22 protein-coding genes are annotated in these 23,012 nt (G+C 56.0%); 10 read left to right on the plus strand and 12 right to left on the minus strand.

The features are described 5' to 3' along the window. Nucleotides 1–76: 76 nt before the first annotated feature. Together PK28_RS16345 and PK28_RS16350 are read right to left on the minus strand one after the other, a co-directional pair. Nucleotides 77–847, minus strand: coding sequence for a TerC family protein (locus PK28_RS16345; protein ID WP_044515749.1), 771 nt, complete (start codon nucleotides 845–847; stop codon nucleotides 77–79). A gap of 109 nt (nucleotides 848–956) precedes the next feature. Next, nucleotides 957–1,448 (minus strand): YajQ family cyclic di-GMP-binding protein, encoded by a 492-nt coding sequence (locus PK28_RS16350; protein WP_044515752.1) that lies wholly within the window; start codon nucleotides 1,446–1,448, stop codon nucleotides 957–959. A 158-nt stretch (nucleotides 1,449–1,606) separates the two neighbouring features. Between PK28_RS16350 and PK28_RS16355 the strand changes: the two genes are divergently transcribed. Beyond that, nucleotides 1,607–2,050, plus strand: coding sequence for a GNAT family N-acetyltransferase (locus PK28_RS16355; protein ID WP_044515754.1), 444 nt, complete (start codon nucleotides 1,607–1,609; stop codon nucleotides 2,048–2,050). Here the strand turns inward: PK28_RS16355 and PK28_RS16360 are convergent. Beyond that, nucleotides 2,047–2,352, minus strand: a complete 306-nt coding sequence (locus PK28_RS16360; RefSeq protein WP_044515757.1) for an Mpo1-like protein — start codon at nucleotides 2,350–2,352, stop codon at nucleotides 2,047–2,049. The genes PK28_RS16355 and PK28_RS16360 overlap by 4 nt on opposite strands. A gap of 63 nt (nucleotides 2,353–2,415) precedes the next feature. Between PK28_RS16360 and PK28_RS16365 the strand changes: the two genes are divergently transcribed. After that, the gene (locus tag PK28_RS16365) at nucleotides 2,416–2,895 is read left to right on the plus strand and encodes a PaaI family thioesterase (RefSeq protein ID WP_048826181.1); all 480 of its coding nucleotides are present in this window, start codon (nucleotides 2,416–2,418) and stop codon (nucleotides 2,893–2,895) included. A 79-nt stretch (nucleotides 2,896–2,974) separates the two neighbouring features. On the opposite strand, the gene PK28_RS16370 is transcribed toward PK28_RS16365, so the two are convergent. From PK28_RS16370 to PK28_RS20785, 3 genes are all read right to left on the minus strand, one after another. Then, nucleotides 2,975–3,973 carry an NYN domain-containing protein gene (locus tag PK28_RS16370; protein WP_316931945.1) on the minus strand — a complete coding sequence of 333 codons (999 nt, stop codon included), beginning with the start codon at nucleotides 3,971–3,973 and terminating at the stop codon, nucleotides 2,975–2,977. A 403-nt stretch (nucleotides 3,974–4,376) separates the two neighbouring features. Then, complete coding sequence (locus tag PK28_RS16375) at nucleotides 4,377–5,114, minus strand: metal-dependent hydrolase (protein ID WP_044515763.1); 738 nt, start codon at nucleotides 5,112–5,114, stop codon at nucleotides 4,377–4,379. Nucleotides 5,115–5,161: 47 nt separating this feature from the next. After that, entirely contained in the window at nucleotides 5,162–5,362 is a 201-nt protein-coding gene (locus tag PK28_RS20785; protein WP_044515765.1) for a hypothetical protein, read from the minus strand. 210 nt (nucleotides 5,363–5,572) lie between these two features. On the opposite strand from PK28_RS20785, the gene mfd reads away from it, so the two are divergent. Continuing rightward, the gene (gene mfd, locus PK28_RS16385) at nucleotides 5,573–9,097 is read left to right on the plus strand and encodes a transcription-repair coupling factor (RefSeq protein WP_044515767.1); all 3,525 of its coding nucleotides are present in this window, start codon (nucleotides 5,573–5,575) and stop codon (nucleotides 9,095–9,097) included. A 158-nt stretch (nucleotides 9,098–9,255) separates the two neighbouring features. Then, nucleotides 9,256–11,376, plus strand: coding sequence for an AAA family ATPase (locus PK28_RS19975; protein ID WP_071885163.1), 2,121 nt, complete (start codon nucleotides 9,256–9,258; stop codon nucleotides 11,374–11,376). Nucleotides 11,377–11,682: 306 nt separating this feature from the next. Here PK28_RS19975 and PK28_RS16390 read toward each other — a convergent pair whose 3' ends face one another. After that, nucleotides 11,683–13,377 carry an SBBP repeat-containing protein gene (locus PK28_RS16390; protein WP_044515769.1) on the minus strand — a complete coding sequence of 565 codons (1,695 nt, stop codon included), beginning with the start codon at nucleotides 13,375–13,377 and terminating at the stop codon, nucleotides 11,683–11,685. Between the two features lie 644 nt (nucleotides 13,378–14,021). On the opposite strand from PK28_RS16390, the gene PK28_RS16395 reads away from it, so the two are divergent. Further along, the gene (locus PK28_RS16395) at nucleotides 14,022–14,420 is read left to right on the plus strand and encodes a cupin domain-containing protein (protein WP_044517443.1); all 399 of its coding nucleotides are present in this window, start codon (nucleotides 14,022–14,024) and stop codon (nucleotides 14,418–14,420) included. A gap of 229 nt (nucleotides 14,421–14,649) precedes the next feature. Here the strand turns inward: PK28_RS16395 and PK28_RS16400 are convergent, their stop codons facing one another. The 4 genes from PK28_RS16400 to PK28_RS16415 form a co-directional block, all read right to left on the minus strand. Then, on the minus strand, nucleotides 14,650–14,985 hold the full coding sequence (locus PK28_RS16400; RefSeq protein WP_044515771.1) for a DUF5615 family PIN-like protein: 336 nt from the start codon (nucleotides 14,983–14,985) through the stop codon (nucleotides 14,650–14,652). After that, entirely contained in the window at nucleotides 14,982–15,203 is a 222-nt protein-coding gene (locus tag PK28_RS16405) for a DUF433 domain-containing protein (RefSeq protein WP_044515774.1), read from the minus strand. The genes PK28_RS16400 and PK28_RS16405 overlap by 4 nt, the downstream gene beginning before the upstream one ends. A gap of 132 nt (nucleotides 15,204–15,335) precedes the next feature. Continuing rightward, the gene (locus PK28_RS16410) at nucleotides 15,336–15,977 is read right to left on the minus strand and encodes a GAF domain-containing protein (protein WP_048826183.1); all 642 of its coding nucleotides are present in this window, start codon (nucleotides 15,975–15,977) and stop codon (nucleotides 15,336–15,338) included. 172 nt (nucleotides 15,978–16,149) lie between these two features. Continuing rightward, entirely contained in the window at nucleotides 16,150–16,896 is a 747-nt protein-coding gene (locus tag PK28_RS16415; protein WP_044515777.1) for an energy transducer TonB, read from the minus strand. A 159-nt stretch (nucleotides 16,897–17,055) separates the two neighbouring features. On the opposite strand from PK28_RS16415, the gene PK28_RS16420 reads away from it, so the two are divergent. From PK28_RS16420 to PK28_RS16440, 5 genes are all read left to right on the plus strand, one after another. Then, nucleotides 17,056–17,559, plus strand: a complete 504-nt coding sequence (locus PK28_RS16420; RefSeq protein ID WP_044517448.1) for a GNAT family N-acetyltransferase — start codon at nucleotides 17,056–17,058, stop codon at nucleotides 17,557–17,559. Nucleotides 17,560–17,699: 140 nt separating this feature from the next. After that, complete coding sequence (locus tag PK28_RS16425; protein WP_044515780.1) at nucleotides 17,700–19,217, plus strand: M61 metallopeptidase family protein; 1,518 nt, start codon at nucleotides 17,700–17,702, stop codon at nucleotides 19,215–19,217. Between the two features lie 194 nt (nucleotides 19,218–19,411). Next, nucleotides 19,412–19,807 carry a hypothetical protein gene (locus PK28_RS16430; protein ID WP_052430583.1) on the plus strand — a complete coding sequence of 132 codons (396 nt, stop codon included), beginning with the start codon at nucleotides 19,412–19,414 and terminating at the stop codon, nucleotides 19,805–19,807. A 130-nt stretch (nucleotides 19,808–19,937) separates the two neighbouring features. Further along, nucleotides 19,938–20,378 (plus strand): META domain-containing protein, encoded by a 441-nt coding sequence (locus PK28_RS16435; protein ID WP_197070434.1) that lies wholly within the window; start codon nucleotides 19,938–19,940, stop codon nucleotides 20,376–20,378. Between the two features lie 41 nt (nucleotides 20,379–20,419). Then, complete coding sequence (locus PK28_RS16440; RefSeq protein ID WP_048826189.1) at nucleotides 20,420–21,130, plus strand: DUF6624 domain-containing protein; 711 nt, start codon at nucleotides 20,420–20,422, stop codon at nucleotides 21,128–21,130. A gap of 82 nt (nucleotides 21,131–21,212) precedes the next feature. Here PK28_RS16440 and PK28_RS16445 read toward each other — a convergent pair whose 3' ends face one another. Next, complete coding sequence (locus tag PK28_RS16445) at nucleotides 21,213–22,604, minus strand: FAD-binding oxidoreductase (RefSeq protein WP_197070435.1); 1,392 nt, start codon at nucleotides 22,602–22,604, stop codon at nucleotides 21,213–21,215. Between the last annotated feature and the right edge of the window lie 408 nt (nucleotides 22,605–23,012).

The raw sequence follows: 23,012 nt of genomic DNA on the forward strand, positions 1-23,012 counted from the left end.
GCCCAACAGAAAGGCCGCTCCCCTAAAGAAGCGGCCTTTCTGTTGGGCAGTTTTAGCGGCAGCCACGCCGGGCAGCTTAGTCGTACTGCGAGTCGCGCAGGTGCACAGGCTCCGTTTTCTTGCGCAGGCGCATATTCAGCACCTCCACTAACAGCGAGAAGAACATGGCGAAGTAGATGTAGCCTTTCTCAATTTCCTTGTGGAAGCTTTCCATCACCAGCATCACCCCAATCATAATCAGGAAGGACAGGGCCAGCATTTTGATGGTGGGGTTGCGGTTCACGAAATCGGCTACCACGCCCGAGAAAATCATCATAACGGCCATGGATAGAATAACGGCCATAATCATAATCAGCACGTTATCCACCAGGCCTACCGCCGTCAGAATGGAGTCGAAGGAGAAGACAATATCAATCAGGATGATTTGAATGATGACGCTGCCCATGGTAGCGGCGGCTTTGCCGGTTTGGGCCTCCTCTTCCTCGCCCTGCAGCTTGGTATGAATCTCGGTGGTGCTTTTCCCAATCAGGAATAAGCCCCCGCCCAGCAGAATAAGGTCGCGGCCGGATACGCCCCAGCCGCCTTCCATCCACGGCAAAGGCAGGGTAAACAAGGGGTGTTTCAGGCCCACAATCCAGGAGATACTCAGCAGCAGCCCAATGCGGAACAGCAGCGCCAGAAACAGGCCAATGCTGCGCCCGCGCGCATGCTGCTCCCGCGGCAAGCGGTTGACGATGATGGAAATGAAGATGATGTTATCAATACCCAGAACGATTTCCATGAACGTGAGCGTGAGCAGGCTCACCCAGGTATTGGCACTGGAGAAGACGGAGAAGTCGAAATTCATTCTTTTTCAATTTTTAATTATGAATGCAGAAGTATGAATGGCCCCATAGTGTCGTTGGGCGCCGTTCACCCATTCATCATTTATAACTCAGCATTCATAATTACCAGGCTTAGCTCTTCATGTTTACAAACTGCAGGGGCTGGCCGATATCAGTGCGGCGCAGCAGGGCAATTACGGCCTGCAGGTCGTCAATCTTCTTGGCCGATACGCGCACCTGGTCGTCCTGCATCTGGGCCTCCACTTTCAGCTTGGCGTCTTTGATGGCTTTGATGATTTTGCGGCCGGCATCCTTATCTACCCCGGCCCGCACCTTTATGGTTTTCTTCACCAGGGCCCCGCTGGGCAGCTCCTCGGCCGTAAAATCCAGGGCCGTGCCATCAATACCCTGCTTCACGATGCGCGTGAGCAGGATGTCTTCCAGGGCTTTGATGCGCATGGAGTTTTCAGAGCTGAGCTGAATGGTATTGTTTTTTTTATCGAGCTCCATGCCGCCTTTGGTGTCGCGCAGGTCGTAGCGGGTCTGGAGTTCTTTTTTGGCAGTATTCACCGCGTTTTCGAGGGTTTGCGGATCTACTTTGCTCACGATATCGAAGGAAGCCATAGCGCAGAAGGCATAAGGTGGGAGAAAACACTGCCCGGAGCACCGGTAGCGAGGGTGCCAAAGGTAGGAGTTTGCCGGAATGCTACCTTTACCCGGGCGCAAAATTCGGCGTTTCCGGCCCCCGCCCTGCCTGTACGAAATCTGTCTGTTCCGTGGTTATGCTGCCTGCCGTTCATCCTCCCTCCTCGCCCACCGACTGGGCCGCTTATTACCAGCTGCGCTATGCAGTGCTGCGCCAGCCCTGGCAGCAGCCACCCGGCTCAGAGCGAGCCGAGGATGACGCCCTGCCCGACACCTTTCATGCTCTGGTAACTACCCCGGATGGCACCGCCCTGGGCGTAGGCCGCCTGCACAAGGCCGCCCCCGGGCAGGCGCAGGTGCGCTTTATGGCCGTGCACCCCGATGCACGGGGTCAAGGTGTGGGGCGGGCCGTGCTGGAGTACCTGGAGGCCGAAGCCCGGCGCCGCGGCCTGCGGGAGTGTGTGCTGCACGCCCGGGAGCAGGCCGTACCATTTTATTTGCGGCTGGGGTATGCGGTGGTGGCGCCTTCACACACGCTGTTCGGCAGCATTCCGCACTTTCTCATGCGCAAGCCGCTTTAGAACCGTTCCCGCCCGCGCAGCAGGTCCCAGTACAGGCGGAAGTCGCCGCGCAGGGAAAACCACGGGTGCTGGAAGGTGGCGGGCTTGTTGTGCTCCACAAAAAAGTGACCTACCCAGGCAAAAGCATAGGCTGCTATGATGCCATACCCAATTAATATGGGACGCCCCAGCACCACGGTCAGCACCAGGCAAAGCAGGAATAGGGAAGTACCTATAAAATGCAGGATGCGGGTACCGCGCTGCTGGTGCTCGCGCAGGTAGCGTGGGTAGAACTCCGCAAAAGTCAGGGGCCGGGCCGTCATAGCAAGCAGGGTTTTACGTAAAGAAGCCTAACTTTTCCCTGAAATCACAGCCTGCCCTGCGCAATGGACCAATTACCTGATGTAGCCACTCTGGTGGCTATTTACAACCAAATGAACCAATACGGCCGCATAAACGGCATGGTGCTGCACGTAGCCTCGCCCGGGGAAGTGAAGTACACCATGACAGTGCGCGCCGAGCACCTTAGCTCCCCCGGCACCTGCCACGGCGGGGTGCTGGCCGGCCTCATGGACTCGGTGCTGGGAGCAGCGGCCCTGTCGGAGGCCTTCACCGCGGGTGAGCTGGTATCTACGGTGGAGTTCAAGATGAACTACCTGCACCCGGTGCGCCTGCATGATACGCTGGTGGCCACCGCCAAAGTAGACCACGCCGGCAAAACCCTGCTGGTAGCTACCGGCGACATTTACTGCGCCACCCGCGAGCTAGTGGTAGCCAAGGGCATGGGCACCTTCAACCGCTACCCCGCCGACAAGCGCGACTTCCGCAAGCTGCTGTTCCCCTCCGCCGACGACGAGCAGGAATAAAACGCAAACCGCCGGACCGTTCCCGTAAAAGGAACCGCCCGGCGGTTTATAGCAGTGCCGGCTAACCGGCCCTGGCTACTTAGTAGCGCGAAGAAGCCGACTCGTGCTCTTCCTCCTCCTGGGGAGAATCGTCGTCTTCGTTTTCATTCATGATGGGGGGCTGCACTTTGCGCACGTTGCGGGCGCAGTCCTCGTCGCGGTGGTTGCGGCCTACGGTGAATTCTACCCAGTCGCCTTCCTGCAGGTCGTTGAAGTCGCCTTCGGCCATATCAGCGTAGCTGAAGAACAGGTTGTTGGGGGGCATTACCACAAAGCCAAACCCGTTTTTCAGGTTTTTGATGGTGCTTACGCCAATGGAGCCTACCGGGCCGGCGGCCGTAGGGCCGGCGGGGCGCAGCGGCTTGGGAGCAGCGGTATAAGCCGCGGGCTCCGGCTGGTTCACGAACAGGTCCTCAATCAGCGGGTCGTTCTTGCTCAGGCGCTCATCAATTACCTCGTGCATGGCTACGGGGTAGGTAGCATGGTCGAGGAGCTGCTGGGAGGCACGGGTTACGCGGTTTTCGCCTTTATAATCGGTGTATTTGAAGTCCCAGTTGAGCAGCATCACGCGGGTGCCCACGGTGTTGAGCTTCTTCACCAGGGGCAGGTAGTCGCTGTCGCCGGCAATCAGCACAATTACGTCGAAGCTCTTGTGCAGGGCCATTTCCAATGCTTCCAGGCTCAGCCACACGTCAATGCCCTTTTCCTGCAAACGGCCGTCGCGGGTTTTCAGGGGCATGTAGTGGGTGGTGATGCCCAGGTTCATCAGGATATCGTCGAGCAGACGGTCGTGGAACAGACGGTCTTTTTCGCGGGCCTCCGTGGCGCTTAAGCGGCCGCGGAAGAAGTGAGCGTCGGTAATCTGGCACAGGCGCACATCGGTGTCCTCGTCTTCGGCTACCTGATGACGGATAAACTCGTGCAGGCCTTCCAAGCTAATTCGTGCCTTGCGCTCATGCTGAAAGTAGTAGTAATCACTGATCTTAAGGAAATAATTGCCGTCATAGAAGACACCGATCCGGATCAGCGGGCTATTCATCTGATTCATAAAATTCTACTCGTTTTGGAAATGTGCAGGGGGGTGTGTCAGGACACGTAACAGGTCAGGGTGGGCCTTCAAGGAGGAAAGGCCGTGTCAAAGGTACGAAGTATGCATAAAATACATAATATAAATTTAATATGCTAACTGTTTGATTCAAAGGGTATATACCACAAAATCATTCCATAAATAATCACATTTATGAATACTTCCGAAGGCGCCAATTTGCGGTGAAAAACGTCGTTTATCAAAGCAGATATTCCAACTACATACAGCAAAGTGCAACTTTACTGTCGAGCTTACCAAGGCTGACTATAAAAGCTAACCAAGCCTTTTAAATGCAAAACAAGCAGGCCGATTACCTGCGAAATCCGGGTTTATTCAGGTAACAACACCAAGTGAATTAGAATTTCATTCTGCTCACTATCAGCAACAACACTACTGCACCATATACGCCGCAAACCACTATTTCCAGCACGTTGCCCATGGCCGAACCCGTCCGTATGAGCGGCAATTTAATAGCGAAATCGGAAAGGGGCATAAAATACTTCACGCCGGACTTGGTCAGCGTATCGGCCAGCAGGTGGGAAAGGTAGCCCCCGCCGGCAAACAGCGCCACGCCGTGCCACCCCAGCGTTTGGTTGGCCAGGTGCCCGATATACGTCCAGAGGGCGGTGGCCCAGATGGTGTGCGTCCAGGTGCGGTGGCTGGTGAAGGGCGCCACGGCTACAAAAGTGCCCAGCATGCTCAGCCAGAGCATACCAGTATACAGCCCCGCCACTACGGTGCACAGGCCCGTAAACATAAGTGCCAGCTTACGCGCCGAGCCGCCCTGCATGGCCGCGCCCACCATACCAAAAGCCAGCGCGGTAGTAAAGCCCATGCGCCGGTCGGCGCCCAGCAGCATATAGTGCGTGTAGGCGGCTATGCCAATGCCCACCAGCACAAACGCCCAACGCACGTAATTCTGGGCAAAGCCTAGGCGCTTGCTCAGGCGGGAGCTGGGATGGTCCAGATCAGGAGCCAGGGCCGAAAAGCCCGCCAGGGCTATGCCGGCCGGCGAAAAGGGAATACCCGGTACCAGGCCGGCCACGGCTACGCCGGTAATAAGGCCAATGGCCAGGTGAGAAGAGCCGCGCACGCAGAAAAATACCTTTGAACGAAAGAACGAAGGTACGCGGCTAACCGCTAGGAACGAGGGGCCGAAGCAGGTAATGCGCAGGCCGTGCCGCGCACCGGCGCCTCCCGGGTATAGGGCCGTGCGGCCTGTACGGCAGCCAGGCAGCGCCGCCGGTAAATGGCCAGCCAGGCATGTTTAGCCTGTTGCCAACGCTCCCAGGCGTCAATATCAAACTCGGGGTCCGGGGCGGGGTTGCGGGTGGGGTCCATAATGCAACGGTGGGATGGGTGGGGAGAGCAGAGGACTAAGATATATACTTTTCACTATTGATACTTCACCCAGCTCAACAATAAAAGGCTTTATAGCACATCCGGGAAACTTTCGGACCTTGGCGGCGGTATTGCTACCGCCCCCAGCCCGACCGGATTCTCATTCGGCCGGGCTTCTCCCGTTGTTTTGCCTCCTAGCCGATATCCGTTTTGCAGGTCTCCGATTTCCTCAAGCTCTATACCCTGGACCCCACCGTGCTGACCATTGGGGCCCGCCTGAACCCAGCCACGCGCAACAGCCTGCGCGCTGAAGCCAACGCCCCGGCCGCGCCCGTGCGCCTGCATCTGCGCGGCCTGGTGGGCAGCCAGGATGCCGTGCTGGCCGCCGCCCTGCACCAGGACTTTCCCGATCAGCACCATCTGTTTATTCTGCACGACCGGGAAGAGGCGGCCTACTTCCTGGCCGACCTGCAGCACCTGGTGCCCGACGAGGAGCCTTTGCTTTTCCCCAGCTCCTACAAGCGCCCCTACGCCTTCGATGAGACGGAAAACGCCAACGTGCTGATGCGGGCCGAGGTGCTGAACAAGCTCAACTCCCACCGCGGCCCCAAAACCACCGCCGAGCAGGCCGCCGAAGATGCCGACGATGCTTTGCCGGAAGGCGACGCCACAGCCCGGAGCAGGAAAATCAGCGTGAAGGACACGGCCGGCGCGCTGATTGTGACGTACCCGGAGGCACTGTTTGAGAAGGTTATCAACAAGAAGAGCTTAGTTGCCAACACTTTTATTGTGAAGGTGGGCGACAAGCTGGACGTGAACTTCATCAGCGACATGCTGGCGGAGTATGACTTTGAGCGTTCCGACTTTGTGTATGAGGCGGGGCAGTTTGCGGTGCGCGGCGGTATCGTGGATATCTTCTCGTACGCCAACGAATTGCCCTACCGTATTGAATTGTTTGGCGACGAGGTAGAAACCATCCGCACGTTTGACCCCGAGAGCCAGCTGTCGGTGGAGAAGCGCCAGCAGGTGAGCATTATTCCCAACGTGCAGACCAAGCTGCTGCAGGAAACGCGGGAGGCTTTTCTGGACTTCATTCCAAAGAACACCGCCATCTGGGCTAAGGATGTGCGCCAGACCCTGGACGTGGTGGAGGAATCCTTTGAGCGGGCCGAGCTGGGCTTTAAGGAGATGCTGGAATCTGCCGGCGGCGTGCAGATTGTGAGCAAGCCGGAGGATTTGTTCGAGACGGGCAAATCATTCAAAAAGCTGCTGGAGAACTTCCCCATCGTGGAGTTCGGCAAGCGCTTCCACTTCAAGGGCGGCGAGGATTTCACCTTCACGGCCAAGCCGCAGCCTTCGTTCAACAAGGACTTCAACCGGCTGGTGAAAAACCTGCACGAGAACCAGGAGAAGGGCTACGTCAATATTATTGGGGCGGAATCCGTGCGGCAGGCGGACCGGCTGCGCACCATCTTTGATGAGCTGGACAACAACGTGCAGTTTCAGCACCTGCTGCTGGGCCTGCGCGAAGGCTTTATTGATGACATGCTGAAGCTGGTGGTGTACACCGACCACCAGCTGTTCGAGCGTTTCTACCGGGCGCAGGAAGGGCGCAAGTTCTCCAAGAAAAAGGCCCTTACGCTAAAAGAGCTGCGCACCCTGGTGCCCGGCGACTACGTGGTGCACCAGGACTACGGCATTGCCCGCTTTGCCGGCCTCACGCAGGTAGAAATCAACGACCGGCTGCAGGAGGCCATCCGCCTCGTGTACCGCGACGACGACGTGCTGACCGTGAGCATTCATGCCCTGCACAAAATTGCCAAGTACTCCGGGGCCGAGGGCACGCCGCCCACTATGAGCAAGCTGGGCTCGCCGGAGTGGGAAAACAAGAAGAAGTCCGTCAAGAAAAAGGTGAAGGACATTGCCGCCGAGCTGATTCGGCTGTACGCCAAGCGCAAAACCGCGCCGGGCCACGCCTTCGCCCACGACTCCTTTATGCAGGCCGAGCTGGAATCGAGCTTCATTTACGAGGACACGCCCGACCAGGGCAAGGCCACCGAGGACGTGAAGCGCGACATGGAGCAGCCCCACCCCATGGACCGCCTCGTGTGCGGCGACGTGGGCTTCGGCAAAACCGAGGTAGCCATTCGGGCCGCCTTCAAATCCGTGGCCGATGGCAAGCAGGTGGCCGTGCTGGTGCCCACCACCATTCTGGCCATGCAGCACTACAAAACCTTCCGGGAGCGGCTGGCGGCCCTGCCCGTCACGGTGGAGTACGTGAACCGCTTCAAAAGCACCAAGCAGATTAAGGAAACGCTGGGCCGCGTGGCCGAGGGCAAAACCGACATCCTCATCGGCACACACCGCCTCACCAACAAGGACATCAAGTTCAAAGACCTGGGCCTGCTCATCATTGATGAAGAGCAGAAGTTCGGGGTGAAAACCAAGGACAAGCTCAAGGAGCTGAAGGTGAACGTGGACACGCTCACCCTCTCGGCCACGCCCATTCCGCGCACCCTGCACTTCTCCCTCATGGGCGCCCGCGACCTCAGCGTAATTGCCACGCCGCCGCCCAACCGCCAGCCGGTGCAAACGGAATTGCACGTGTTTGATGAGCTGCTGATTCGCGACGCCGTGGCGCGGGAGCTGAAGCGCGGCGGGCAGGTGTTTTTCGTGCACAACCGCGTGAAGGACATTGAGGAGCTGGCCAACATGATTTTGCGCCTGGTGCCCGATGCCCGCGTGACCTACATCCACGGGCAGATGGAGGGCGACCTGCTGGAAAAGCGCATGATGAAGTTTGTGGACGGCGAGTACGACGTGCTGGTGAGCACCAACCTGATTGAGTCGGGCCTGGATATTCCCAACGCCAATACCATCATCATCAACCGCGCCCATCTCTTTGGGCTGAGTGATTTGCACCAGATGCGAGGCCGCGTGGGCCGTTCCAACAAGAAGGCCTACTGCTACCTGCTCACGCCCCCGGTGGCGGGCCTGCCCGCCGATGCCCGCAAGCGCCTGAGCACCCTGGAAGAATTCTCCGACCTTGGCGACGGCTTCAAAGTAGCCATGCGCGACCTGGATATCCGGGGTGCGGGCAACCTGCTGGGCGGCGAGCAGTCGGGCTTTATTAATGACCTGGGCTTTGAGACCTACCACCAGATTCTGGACGAGGCGGTGCAGGAGCTGAAGGAAACCGAGTTCCGCGACCTGTTCCTCGGCGACCCTACCCAGCGCCTGCAGGAAGCCGCCGCCACCAAAGGACCCAAGGAGTGCAACATTGAAACCGACCTGCAAATCCTGATTCCCGACCACTACGTGAGCAACGTCTCGGAGCGCCTGCAGCTGTATAGCAAGCTGGACCGCGTGAAAGGCCCCGAGGAGCTGCGCAAGCTGGTGGCTGGCATTGTGGACCGCTTTGGGCCGCTACCCCAGGAAGTGGAACAGCTGGCCGACATTGTGCGCCTGCGCTGGCAGGCCTGTCAGGTGGGCTTTGAGAAGCTCACGCTGAAGAAAAACCTCATGAAAGGCTTTATCCCGGCCACCAACAACGAGGCCTTCTTCCAGGGCGACGTCTTCGGCAACGTGCTCAGCTACGTGCAAACCCACCCCCGCTCGGCCAGCATGAAAGAGCGCAAAGAGCAGCTGATTATCTCCTTCGAGGAAGTGAAAAGCGTGCAGGCGGCCAAGCGGATTCTGAGTGAGCTGGGGAGTGAGGAGAAGGTGGGGGTGTAGGGATTATGTCCATTCGCAGGGGTGACATTTTATTGAATTTCAGCATGTCATTTAAGAATCTATCCCATTAAGTAACATAAGTTACCATGAGCTGCTTATCGTTGATTACCTAAAAATATTCATTAATATGCAGGGTTTTAACATTAACCCAACTAACTATGGTAGCCTTTTTCAAAAAAGAAAATAATGTTTATTATTTCGATAATGAATCAGAAGACGCTTTTGAAGGATTTAGATTTGAAAGCTATATGAATATGGTCTACTTTACGCCTATCAACAAAGTAAATATACTAATAGGAGCGAATAATTCTGGCAAGAGTAGATTCATGCGCGCCATTATAAAAAACAATTCAATAATTACAACAAATGAAAATAGCATTATCAACAAACTTAAACAATTATCTGACCTCGCAAGGAAAGCTGAGGATATTTTACCAAACGAAGTATTTCTAAATTTTCAAACAACAGCAAGAGTAGAAATAACTGATCAAATTATTATTAACGAAAGTCACAAAAGACTATTACTACGCAATAGAGAGCCACAAGATTATCCAATAAGCAGAGAATCAGTTATTAATAGTATAAAACATATTACTAGTTCATTTTATACAATGAGAGGCGCGGGCCTTAAAGCCGGAATTACACTCCAATCTGACATATTGATAATAGCTTATAATATATATATTTTAAACAAAGACAAAGTTGAAAAATGGGGCATATTTCCATTTGAAGGATTATCAAAAACATTGTCTTATGAAATATTTGATGATTCCGAAGAGATAATAAATTTATTACAAGAAATATCTTCTGTTTCATCAGAAATTGCTGATATAAAAATAAATAACGATATATTAAACAAGATCTACATTCCTATATTAAGATCAGCACGAACACTTCACACCTCCAATCTGGTAAGTTCCGATATTGACAAAAGCGTATTAAACGATACAATTTCATCAATATTCAAATTTACAATAGCGCAAGACTACTCACTTCCATTGAATGACACTAACCTACAGATTGAAACTGGACTAAATTTATTCTCTTTAATAAAAGACGCAAATAATTCATTACAACACGCGAGAAGACCTTTTAAAGCATTTGTTAATTTTATTTCTATCAATTTTTTTAATGGAAAACATGTTGAATTAATTGCACCACCAGCAGAAGGAATAGAGAGAGAAAATATTGCCGTAGAAATAGAAGATGAAGAACGCCCGATACAATATTTAGGAGACGGAGTGCAATCATTATTGATAATGCTCTATCCTATATTTACAGCAAAGCCTAATTCATGGATCTTTATAGAAGAGCCAGAAACACATCTACACCCAGGATTACAAAGAATTTTTTTAGAAACAATTATTAACGACCCAACCATTATAAGTAAAAATTTGACTATATTTTTCACCACACATTCAAATCACCTTTTATCTGTAAGTCTAGAAGAAAAACAAGACATAAACATATTCACTTTTGAAAAAATAAAAATAGATAACAAAAGTGTATGTGATATAAGAGCTGTTAAATCAAAAGATCTAACGATATTAAACAAACTAGAAGTACACAACTCCTCTGTATTCATTTCAAATTGTTCTATATGGGTTGAAGGACCAACTGACAGAATATATTTTCGTATTTATCTTAATAATTATATAAAAAAATATAAAAAGCCAATCATACATGAAGATTTACATTATTCGTTTTTAGAATATGCCGGATCTAATTTATCACATTATATATTCCAAGAAACGGAAGATGACGATATGTTAGAAAATGAAAAACTAATTAAGACTATTAATGCTTTATCAATAGCAAATAGAATTATTTTAATTTCCGATTCTGACTCAGGAAAAGAAAAAAAGCATGAAAATCTTAAAAAGCAAATCAGCAAAAATTTCTCCTATTATAGAATACCTGTCCGAGAAGTAGAAAATCTTTTATCACCAAAATCTCTATCAGATATTATCCCAAAAGCAATTAAAAAAATACGCCCTGAAGACATGAACCGAATTTCCTTTAATGAATCAGAATATAAAGATATTTATATGGGAAATTATCTAAAGAGCAAGCTTCCGATAGAAAAGTTACCTAAAGGGTTTACTGCTGAAAGCGGTACTCTAAGCACATTACACAAAAACAGCTTTGCTAAATATGCTTCAAATCATGTTTCCTGGGATGATATGACTGAAAGCGCACAAGATTTAGCAAAAGAGCTTTATACTTTCATCAGTAAACACAACTATATAGATCATGATGATGAATTACAGATAACCTAATACTAACTGGCACAAATCCCTGCGCCGGCCCGCTTCACCCCCGAAGCCGGCCGGCGCAACTTTTTTTCTGGCCCCTTTTGGGCGGCTTTTGCCGCATATTATTGATGTAAATAAGCTGTAAGTGCCACTACCCTACCTCGCCCATCTGGCGCGAGCTTGTAGCTCGTGCCCAGCCAGGAGGATGAGGTTGTACCTCATCTGCCGCAACGCGGCAAACCATAACTGCCCCCGTTAATGCATAGAAAAGCCCGCCCTTCTAATGGGCGGGCTTTTTGTTTTTATGGAATGAGATGAGCCCGGAGCGGCTTAGTGCTGCACCTGCAGCCGCAATTGGGTGGCTTGTCCATTGTGGAGCAGCCGGCAGGTATACAGGCCTTCGCTCAGGTTGGCCGTGGATAAGGGCAGCGTATGCCAGCCGGTAGCAGTGTTGGAAGCCAGTAGTTGCGTGGCTACCAGGATGCCCAGCTGGTTGTACACCCGCAGCTCAGCCGCGCCGGCCTGTGGCAGATAGTAGCGCAGCTGCACCTCAGCCCCGGCTGGGTTCGGGAAGGCTGCCAGCGCCAGCTGCACGGGGCGGGCACCCACTTCCAGCGGGGCCAGCGCCGCCATGTGCGGGCCGTTACCGTGGTTGGTTTTGCCGTATTTCAGCGTAACGTAATCAAACTGAAATTCGCCGGCTACAGAAGCGGAACCACTCACGTACACGTTGCCGGCGGGGTCTACGGCCACGGAGCCGGCCCGGTCGGCGTGGGAGGCGGGGCCATTGAAGCGGGCGCGCCACTGCTCTTGGCCGGTGCGGCCGTCGTACATAAGCGTGACGATGTCCTCATCGCCGCTGGTGTTGTCGCTGTTGTTGAAGACAGTGCCCGTCACGTACACGTTTCCGGCCATATCTACGTCGATGCCCGTGGCGGCGTCGTTGTAGCCCCCATCGTAGGTCGTGCGCCACAGCTCCTGCCCGGTGCGGGGGTCAAATTTTATGGTGAGGTAGTCGGAGTTGCTGCCGTTATACGATCCGCCGGTGAGGTAAAGGCCATTGAGCCGGCTCAGCGCCAGGCGGCCATCCCACCCGGCGGCGTCGGCTACCCAAAGCTGCTGGCCGGTGCGCCCGTTGTATTTCACGGTGGCACTGCCGGTTACATATACGTCGCCGCGTACATCTACCACCATGTCGCCCGCATGGTCTTCCTGGTTGTTTGGGCCGTCGTAGCGGGATTCCCAGAGTGCCTGGCCGGTGCGCCCGTTGTATTTGATGGTCACGATGTCAAACAGCCCCTCGGAGCTGCTTTTGGCCGAGGTGCCAGTGACATACACATCCCCGCTCAAGCTCACGGCAATGGAGCTGGCAAAGTCGCCGAACCCGTAGGAGCTGTCGTAGAGCGTGGCCCAGAGCTGCTGGCCAGTGCGGCCGTCGTACTTCACGGTGGCGTAGTCGTAGAAGTCGCCGTTGGAGGATGACCCGGTCACGTAAACGTTGCCCAATAGGTCGAGGGCAATGTCGGTGGGCTGGTCGTCGTAATCAGCAGGGCCATTGTAGCGCGCCGCCCAGAGTTGCTCCCCCGTGCGGCCATCGTACTTCACAATGGCGTAGTCGGCAATAAAGAACGCGCTGCTCATTGAGTAGCCGGTTACGTACACGTCGCCGCGCGCGTCTACCGCAATAGCGCGGGCCTGGTCGTCGCTGTCGGCGGGGCCGTTGTAGCGCGCCTTCCAGAGCTCCTTTCCCGTGCGCCGATCATACTTGACGGTGGCAAAATCGGCGTAGCCGTTGCCCGGATTAGCGGAGCTCCCCGTCACGTACACATCCCCATTCCGGCTTAGCGCCAGGAGGCCGCCAAAGTCGTAGCTATCAGCCGGGCCGTTGTAGTAGGAAACCCAGGTTGCGGAAAGGGCGGGCACCTTTTTACTCCCCGCGGTGCGGGTAGTGGGCGTGGCCTGGGCTCCTTCGGGCAGCAGCAGCAGCATACCAATCAGCAGATAGGGAATACCGGATAATTTCATTGTAAAAGAGAATCTAAACGTAACTTCTCCCAGACGTGCATAGCACCTGGGAGGCATGTTTACATTATCAGACGGCCGCTGCTGGTTGGCGCGTATACCGTTGCCAACCCTACAGCAGTAACGCAGCAGGCAAGTCCAGCTTGCCCGGCTGCAACAGGTGGGTTAAGGATGCAGTAATAAAATTATATAAAATAACTTATAATAATTATGGCTTAAATCATTGGCTTATAAAAACCAAGGCAAAGTTTATAAACGCCGGATAGCGTAGTCCCGGATCTACTTTTTATTGGATTTACCTCCTCAACTGACGCGGGTTTAGCGTAGCGTAACTGGTGACCAGCTTTGAGGATGAGGTTGTACCTCATCTGCCGCAACGCGGCAAACCGGAGCTACCAAACTGGCTAATAAAGGGAGGCGCAGCCTCCCAGCAACGAAGGCACGAGCTACCAGCTCGCGCCAGTGAGGCGTGTAAGAAATGGTCGGTCAGGTAACAATGAGTAGGCGAACGGTAGGCGTTGAGGGGCTTATGTTCCGTATACTGCTTGCCACAGCTACCCCGGTTCGGTTGCCATCCGGCCTACCTTACCTTATTGGGTAGCACCTACTAAATTGCCTTGCTTTTGAACCAACATTCCTCCCTGATCATGCACATACTATCCTCTCTTCCGTCTTTGCACCAAACGGCGGCTTCCCTGACCGAGTACTGGTCCCCGCGCGTAGTGGCTGAATTTGAAGACTCTTATGTGAAAGTGGCCAAAGTGCATGGTTCTCTGGCCTGGCACAGTCATGAGCAGGAAGATGAAGTCTTTTTTATTCTAAAGGGCCACTTACGCATCGAACTCGAAACCGGAGCCGTTGAGTTGCCAGAAGGCGCCTTGTACGTAGTGCCAAAGGGCGTACGGCATAACCCCGTGGCGGAGCAGGAGTGCCACATTATGTTGATAGAAAAAAAATCAACCCTGCACACCGGTAGCGAGGTGACCGAGAAAACACGTTCACTGGCTGATCAGCTACGGCCATTAGCCACCGGTAGCCTCCAGTAGCCCTGGCCCTGGCCGGAAACACTGGAAGCTGGCCGACTGATTCTCCCGTCTGGCGCGTGCTTATCGCTCGTGCCCGGCCAGCAGGATGAGGTTGTCCCTCATCGGCCGCAACGCGCCAAGCTGACTTTGCACTGGGTAGCCTACCGGTTGAGGCACAGCCTCACCTCCAGTAAGACACGAGCTACAGGCTCGCGTCAATTAGTGTACCTGAGCGGGGCAGCCGTGCACGCTACTCCCCATACAACGTCAGGCAGTGCGTATCGGTGGGAGCGGCCAGCTCGGTGGTAATGGTGGCGTGGTGCCGGAGCAGCAACGCAGCCAGCGCGGGCAGGCTGCCGGCGCGTAGCAACAGTACCTTGGGCGGGGCGCCGTAGAGGGTACTCAGCTCCAGAAAATCCTCGTCGTGCGTTACAATGATAAACCCGTGCTGACGGACGTAGTCCCATATCAGGCGGTCGGTTTTACCCAGCAGGCCCAGACGCCGCACCTGCTCTGAGCCGGGAAAGGCTTCGGCCAGCAGGGCTACCACGCGGCAGGAGAGATTCTCGTCGAAGAGCAGCTTCATCCCGCAATGCGCAGGTGTCGTTCCCGGTCGGCGGCGTAGAGCAGGCAGGCCTGAATCTGCTGCCGGGTCAGCTCCGGAAAGTCCTCCAGAATTTCCGGTATCGTCTGGCCGTTGCCCAGCCAGCCCAGTACATCGGCCACGCTGATGCGGGTGCCTTTGATGCACGGGCGGCCGAAGCGCACTTCGGGGTTAATGGAGAGGTAAGAATAGTAGTCCATATGCACAGGGCGTTTCTCAAAGTTTTAGAAAAAAATGGCATCTGTTGCATGTGGCCCCAACTGCTCTACGTTGCCGCACTAACAGCAAACCGGCCTACTCCTCCCCTTCCTGCTCCACCGTCAGCACCTCGGCTACTTCTTCCAGGCGCCTGGCAATGGGTTCCAGCAGCTCGGGGGCACGGGCACCTGGCCTTCGCTGCGGGCTTTGAGGTAGCGCACCACGGCCATTTGGTTGTGCAGCACTTCTTCAGCTTCCTCGCGCAGCCGGTCCCAGCCGTGGGTATTCTGGGTGGCGTGCAGCTGGCGGCGCGCTTCCAGGGCCCGCATCACCAGGTCGGCGAGCTGGGTGAGGAGCTGCTGCTCGGGCTGGGTGAGCTGGCGGGGCTCGTAGCCGGCCAGGCATACGGTGCCAATGGGAATGCCTTGTGGGGTGCGTACGGGCACGCCGGCATAAAACTGCACGTTGCGCTCCTGGCTGGTGGCGGTGCCCGACGCGGGCTCGGTGGCCAGGTCCTCGAACACCAGCACCGGCTCATCGGAGGCAATAGCTTTGCTGCAGAGAGTTTGCTCCAGGGCCAGTACTTCCTGCGCCGGCATACCCGCGCTGGCTTTGTGCCACACTTCCTTCTCGTGCACGAAGGCAATGCGGGCCACCGGCACACTAAAAATGTAGGCAGCCAGCTCTACCAGGTCGTCAAACAGCTTTTCCTGCGCGGAATACAGGATATCGTAAGATTCCAGCTCAGCCAGGCGGTTACGTTCATCGGCAGTCATACGCGCACGGAAGTGGGTGATTGGGGCAAGCTACGCATCTCTGCCTACACCTGCGGCCAGGGTGGCTGCTGAATACGCCTACGCTGGTGGGGACTGATATAATTTTTGGCAGGGTGATGAGGCAGCTCCACAATTGCCTGCGCCGGAAAGTGCGTTCTGGGTGCTAGCGGCCCTAGCGGATCTGAAACTCGAAGGGAATTTCCACTTCGGCGGCTACGGGCCGGCCGCCTACCGAAGCCGGCAACCAACCTACCGCCACGGCCTGTGCTACCCGCAAGGCTTCTTCATCTATGCCATACCCCACCGACTGTACCACCCGAAAGTTGCCGGGCTGGCCATCGGCCGCCAGGGTGAAGCCCACCACGGCGCGGCCGCCCTTCCTGTTGCGGAGAGCCTGTGGTGGAAAGCGAAGGGATTGGCCTATGAGTTGGTGCAACTTAGAGAAGCCCCCGATGTAAACCGGGTTCAGCTCCAACGGGGCAGCGCCGACCACGGGGCGAAAGGTAATTTTCGTTTCGGCGGGGTCGTTCATCACCAGCTGGTGGCGGGTGTAGTCGTACTGCTGCTCCAGCTTGCCTTGGTAGGTGTAGAACTCCCATACGCCCACCGGCTTGTCGTTATGGTAGCGGCCTTTAGCCTCCACCTTCTGGTCGGGTCCGTTATAATACTGATGCCAGATGCTGTCCTTGCGGCCCTGGTTGTAGTAGCCGGCCAGGGAGGGCATCTCGGTGCGCAGGTAAATTTCCTGGTACTCGCCGTGCCGGATGGTGTTGTCATCTTTCAGCACAAAGTACTCTTCGCGGTACTGCGGGTTTTCGGGAAACTGATGGTATTTAATAACCTTTTTGGTTTCCTGCGCCTGGCTGAGCAGGGGCAGCAGAGTAAGGGCCAGCAACCCGGCCCCGGATAGAATGCGCATACGTGAATAATGATGGAATACAGCGGATGGGGTAAGAAGGGCGAAAGGTAACAGGCTACCGGCAATCTGCTACTGGTGCGCGGCCGGAATTTTAGTAGGAATAGATGGGCCAAGGACTGCGTATAAGGAAGCCATCTTACCCGGCCGCTGCCCATGCCCATGCCTGCTCCCACTCCTGTTGCCCATATCCGCCCGGCCACGCCCGCCGATGAGCCCTTTATCCGGGAAGTGCTGCCGCGCCTGGTGGCGTTTGGGCCGCCGGCCTGGCGCGACGAAACCCAACTGAAGGCCCGGGATATAGCCGTGCTGCTGGAAACCCTGCACCACCCCGCCCCGCACAGCGGCGTGTTCCTGGCCGAGCAGCAGGGCCAGCCTGTGGGCGTGCTGCACCTCACCACCTCCACCGACTTCTACCAGCAAACCCAGGCCCACATCACGGACCTGGCCGTGATGTGGGCCGCCGAAGGCCAGGGCGTGGGCCGCGCCCTGCTGGCGTTTGCCGAAACCTGGGCGCTGGAGCGCGGCTACCGCTGGCTTACCCTCAGCGTATTTGCCCAGAACAGTCGCGCCCGCGCCGTGTACGAGCGAGCTGGTTTTGAGCCGGATATGATGAGCTACGTGAAGGTACTGCCACCTACGGGCCGGCTTCAGGAGGAAGAGTAAGTGGGGCACTAGTGGTCGGTTGAAAGGGAAGCGCGCTTTCCCCTATAAATGTGGATGTTGATTTCCGGCCCTGACCATGTTAACTTCCTCACATCATTATGTGAAACCAACTGATTATCAGCGGAGCTATTTTTACTTCCATGAAACTTCTGCTGTTTGTCTTCTGCCTGCTTCCTTTATTGGCTGGGGCTCAACACCGCGTGGCCTACCAGGTGCACTACGCCCCGCACATGAGCACGGAAGGGCTACGGGTGCAGGTAAGCGTGCGTACGCCCAAAGCCGAGGACTCCACTTATTTCCACTTTGCCAATGAGGTGTGGGGCGAGCGGGACCTGCTGCGCTGCCTCGGCGGCTTTGCAGGGGAGGGCCCCAGCTACCGTTTCCGGGTGGTGCCCGACAGCAACCGCATAGTAGTGTACCACCCGCGCATCCGCACCGTGCGCTTTTCCTACCGCGTGCGCCAGGATGCCCCGGAGTACACCCGCGACCAGGTGAACCGCCCCCGCGTGACGGATACCTATTTCCATGTGCTGGGCGAAAGCTTGTTTATGGTGCCCGATGCCCTGGCCGCCTCTCCCACCCCGCCCGATATGACGGCTATCATCCGGTGGGTTGGTTTTCCGAAAGATTACGTGCTGCACAACACCTTTGCCTCAGGCGTGCGGGAGCAAACCTTCCGGGGCAAGCTCTGGACGGAGTTTTACCGCTCGCTCTACGTAGGCGGCGACTACCGCCTGCAGCAGTTCAGCTACCAGAACCGACCGGTGTACGTGGCCCTGCGCGGGCAGTGGCAGAACTACGAGGAGTCGCGCCTGCTGCAAACCATTCAGCAAGCCCTCACGGCCCAGCGCGACTTCTGGCAGGATGCCGGCCCGGCCCGCTACACCGTGTTTCTGAGCCCCACCGTAACGTTGCTGGATAGCGCCTGGCGCGGCCAGAGCATGCGCGGCGAGGGTTTGTACCAGGGCTTCAAGCTGCAATCCACGAATACGCCCTTCAACAACTGGGACCTGCTGCGCTACATGTGCAACCACGAGATGCTGCACGACTGGATAGGCGGCCAGATTACCGCCGCCCACGAGGAGCTGAACTACTGGTTTACGGAAGGCTTCACGGACTACTACGCCTACAAAAACCGCCTGCGCAGCGGCGAGCTTTCCATGGAAAACTGGGTAAAAACCTTCAATGAAGACGTGATTCAGCGGCTTTACAAAAACCCGGAGCGCAACCAGCCCAACTACCTCATCAAAGACAACTACTGGAAAAACAGCTCCTTCGGCAAGCTGCCTTACCGCCGCGGTGCGCTCTTCGCCTTTTGGCTGGATAATCAAATTTTGAAAGCCACCGGCTATACCCGCTCCCTGGATGATTTGATGCGCGAGCTACGCCAATCCTGCCTGCAGCCCGGCCAGAAGTTTACCGATGAGCGTTTCCTGGTGCTGGCCCAAACCTATCTGCACGAAGACATCAGCTACGAGTTTCAGAAATACATCCTCACCGGCGCCGACCTACCTCTGACTTCGCCGGATTTGATGGAGGGCTTTGCTGTGGATAACAGCCAGCCCGTGCCGGTGCTGAAACTGACCGGCGAGAGTACAGCGTTGCGGGAACGGTACCTGAACACAAAGCCGGCCGCCAAACCAGTAGCCCAAAAATAATTAGTGGCGGCCACCGGCCCGTAACCCTGCTTACTGTTCCGGCGTATTTGGCCGCAGGCCAAGCGGCTGTTTACTGGGCCAGAAAATACCGCCTCCGCTATCAGAAAGCGGGCATTTACCCGTCCTGGCAGGGGCCAGGGAGTTGGCGGGAAACGATGAGTCCTTTTATATTCGCGGCCACCCTCCTACTACCTATGCGCCTTCGAGTACTGCATCAGCTTGATTTTCTGACCCTGGAATATGATGTAGTGCGCGAGTACATTCACGCCGTGTGGCGGGGCGAGCAGACGGATGAAACCATTCGGGAGGGCTACGAGGAGATTCTGCAGTACCTGGTGCAGGAGCGCTGCCCGCGCCTGCTGGATGACCATTATGCCATTCGGGGTATTTGGGTAAGCCAGGCGGAGTGGTTTGCCAATAACTGGTTCCCAAGGGCATTGGATGCCGGTTTGCAGCGGATTACGGTGGTGTATTCTCAGGATTTTTTCAGCCGGCGCTCTACGCAGGAAGCCGTGGCTCAGGTTCCCGGCGGCCAGGTACTGGCCTTCAATGAGCCGGAAACAGCCCTGCAGGCGCTGCTGGCGCTGTAATTAGGCCAGGCTACGGGCTGATGTGCGTCTGAGCTGAGCAGGATTATTTTTTCTTTCGATGGCAAGCAACCTTCGCGGCCCCGCCGGCTATCCTGTTGGAACAGTATCCCCTCTGTTTTTCCAGCCACATATGCGCTTTGCCCTTTCTCTTTTTTGCTGCCTCTGGTTATTGGCTTCCTGCCAACGAATTGAGACGAACGTAGCGCCCACTGCCACGCTGGAAAACACCCGCTGGATGCTGGTGCAGGTAGAGGAAACGCCGGTGCCTGTACCAAGCTCTTCGTTGTCGGCCCGCTCCTACCTGGAGTTTACCTCTGCTGATCATAAAACCAGCGGCCGCGCCCCGTGCAATGGCTTTGGCGGTACCTACACACTGGGCAGCAGGCCGGGCACCCTCACCATCAGTGGTCAGATGTCGACGAGAGGCACCTGCCCCGCCCAAGCCCTGGAGTATCACTACCTGAGTGCCCTGAGCCAAACCGTGCGCTATGAAATAACCGGCAACGAGCTGCGCCTGTACGGGCCGGATAACTCGCGGCAGCCCAAGCTGACTTTTAATCTGGCGCGCTAAGGCACCAGGAGCTGGGCGCCATTTTTACCACTTTTCCTGCTATGTTCCGCGCTCTATACATTGGCCTGCTGAGCCTGCTGGCCACTGGCTGCCTTGCCCAAACCACCCTCAACCAGGGCCTGAAACAAGAGCTGAACAGCATAGATGCCGAAGACCAGAAGTACCGCATCCTGATTATGCGGCAAATGCTCACCGGCGCCCCCAGCGGCTACGATTCCATAGCCCGCGTGGTGCACCTGACGCCTGAGCAGGTTGGCCCCTATGTAAGCCAGCGCATGCTGGAGCTGGACTCGGTCAACATCCGGCGCATTGCCCGGATTATTACGCAGTATGGCTACCCGGGCAAAACGCTGGTAGGTGAGCCCACCAACGAGGTAGCCCTGCTCGTGATTCAGCACTCCAACCGGATTCCGCAGTACTTACCGCTCATTAAAAAGATGGCCGCTAAAGGCGAGATACCCTTCTACCTGTATGCCCGCATGCTGGACCGCCAATTGATGTATGAGGGCAAAGAGCAGCTATATGGCACGCAGGGCCGCAGTTTTGGTGTGCCCAATGCTCAAACCGGCCAGCGGGAAAACGTCTCGTTTATCTGGCCCATACAGGATGCGGCCCGTGTAAACCAGCGGCGCAAAAAGGCTGGCTTTGATTCCACCGTAGAAGCCAATGCCCAGCGCCTGGGTATGAAGTATAAGCCCATGGCCCTGGCCGAAGCCCGGGCCATTGAGCAGGCCTCCGCGGCCAAGCCGTAACTATTTGCGGCTGTTGCAGAATCAAGAACGCCCCGGCCTGTGCCGGGGCGTTCTGCATTTGCTTCGTCCTTTCCGCCGGGTCTCAGGTGAAAATATGCTCCCGCTCGGCGGGGTGGATATTCTGGTTTACCCGGAACAGGTTTTGCGGATCGTACTGGGCTTTGACTTTGGCCAGCCGGGGGTAATTGGCGCCGTACGTGTCGCGGATTCGCTGGTCTCCTTCCTCCATCATGAAATTAACGTAGGCGCCGCCTGCCGCGTAGGGGTGCAGGGCATCCCAGTAGGCGCGCGCCCAGGCCATAATTTTTTCATCGTTGCGTGGGTCGGGGTCCACGCCCACAATCACCATAGCCCAGGTGGCATCCCGGAAGTTCCAGGCCGTATCGTGCCGGCCTACGCGGGCCGCGGCCCCGTTGATGGGGTACAGGTGCATGCTGGAGTGCATGGTGGGCAGCAGGTTGCCAAACCGCACATGCTCGGCAATGGCTTCCTCGGGCATTTCAGCCACAAAATCGGCCTTCCAGTACCAGCGCAGACCCGGCGGGTACAGGCCATCGAACATGCTTTGCAGCGCCGGCATGGGCAGGGTGCCTACCATATCCAGCGCGGGGGTTTTAAATGCGCGGGCGGGCTGCAGAGCGGCCGCCGCCCCGGAGGGCGGGCCGGTGTAGCACCACACTATGCCGCACATTTTCTGCAGGTGCAGGTGCTCGGGGAAGGGGGCGGCGGGCGGCACCATCAGGAAGGCAAAGAAGCCATTGATGGTTTCCGGCGCGGTTTTAATGAAGTTGCTGTACCAGCGCAGTATCTCGGGGGCATCCTCCATGGGCCAGAGCATGGGCCCGGCCACTACGTTATCTACGGGGTGCACCCGGAACAGGAAGGAAACCACTACCCCGAAGTTGCCGCCACCACCGCGCAGGGCCCAGAATAAATCGGGGTTTTGCTGGGCCGAGGCTTTTACCAGGTGGCCATTGGCCAGCACTACGTCGGCTTCCAGCAGGCTATCAATGGTGAGGCCGTACTGGCGGGTGAGGTAGCCCAGCCCGCCGCCCAGCGTGAGGCCGGCCACCCCGGTAGTGGAAATAATGCCTCCGGGCAGGGCCAGCCCAAAAGCGTGCGTGGCATGGTCTACATCGCCCAGGGTGCAGCCACCTTCTACCAGCACGGTGCGTGCTTCGGGGTCTACATGAATGCCGCGCATCAGGCTCAGGTCGATGACCATTCCATCATTGCACATGCCCAGGCCGGCCCCGCTGTGCCCCCCACCCCGAATGGCCAGCAGCATGCCTTCCTCGCGGGCATAGTTCACGGCGGCAATAACGTCGGCTACATCGGCGCAGCGCACCAGCATGGCCGGCCGCTTGTCAATCATGCCGTTATAGATGTGGCAGGCCGCTTCGTAGCCTGCATCCTGGGGCTGCAGAATCTCTCCGCGCATGCTGATGGGCGGCAGCACGCGGTTTTTTTCCATTAACATAAACCAGAGTAATAACCAGAGTTATCAGGCCGGAGCGGCCAGCATAGCAGGGCTGCCCGGAGGCAGGCGGCAAGGAGCACCGGCAGGCAAACTACCGGACCAGAATTTATATATAAATCTACTGATAAATATTATGATAAACACAAGCCGAAACCTTTTGCAGCTCATCTACCGATCAAAGAATAGTTGGGCCAGTATCTTGGATAATTTCCGGATTATTCGTTGATTCCAGGAGCATTCTAAGCTTTTCTTTCCGGTTTTGCTGCCTATGCGCATTCCACAGGTTGCGGGCCCGTTGGCCCGGGGCTGGTACTACTGCCGCAAGTAGATTACCACCCTTTTGCGCCTTACCCAAACGCCCCGCCCGCGCGGGGATGGGGCTGCTTTCACTCTCCTTTTCTG

This window comes from Hymenobacter sp. DG25B (assembly GCF_000801315.1).
In the GTDB taxonomy this organism is placed as follows: Bacteria; Bacteroidota; Bacteroidia; order Cytophagales; family Hymenobacteraceae; genus Hymenobacter.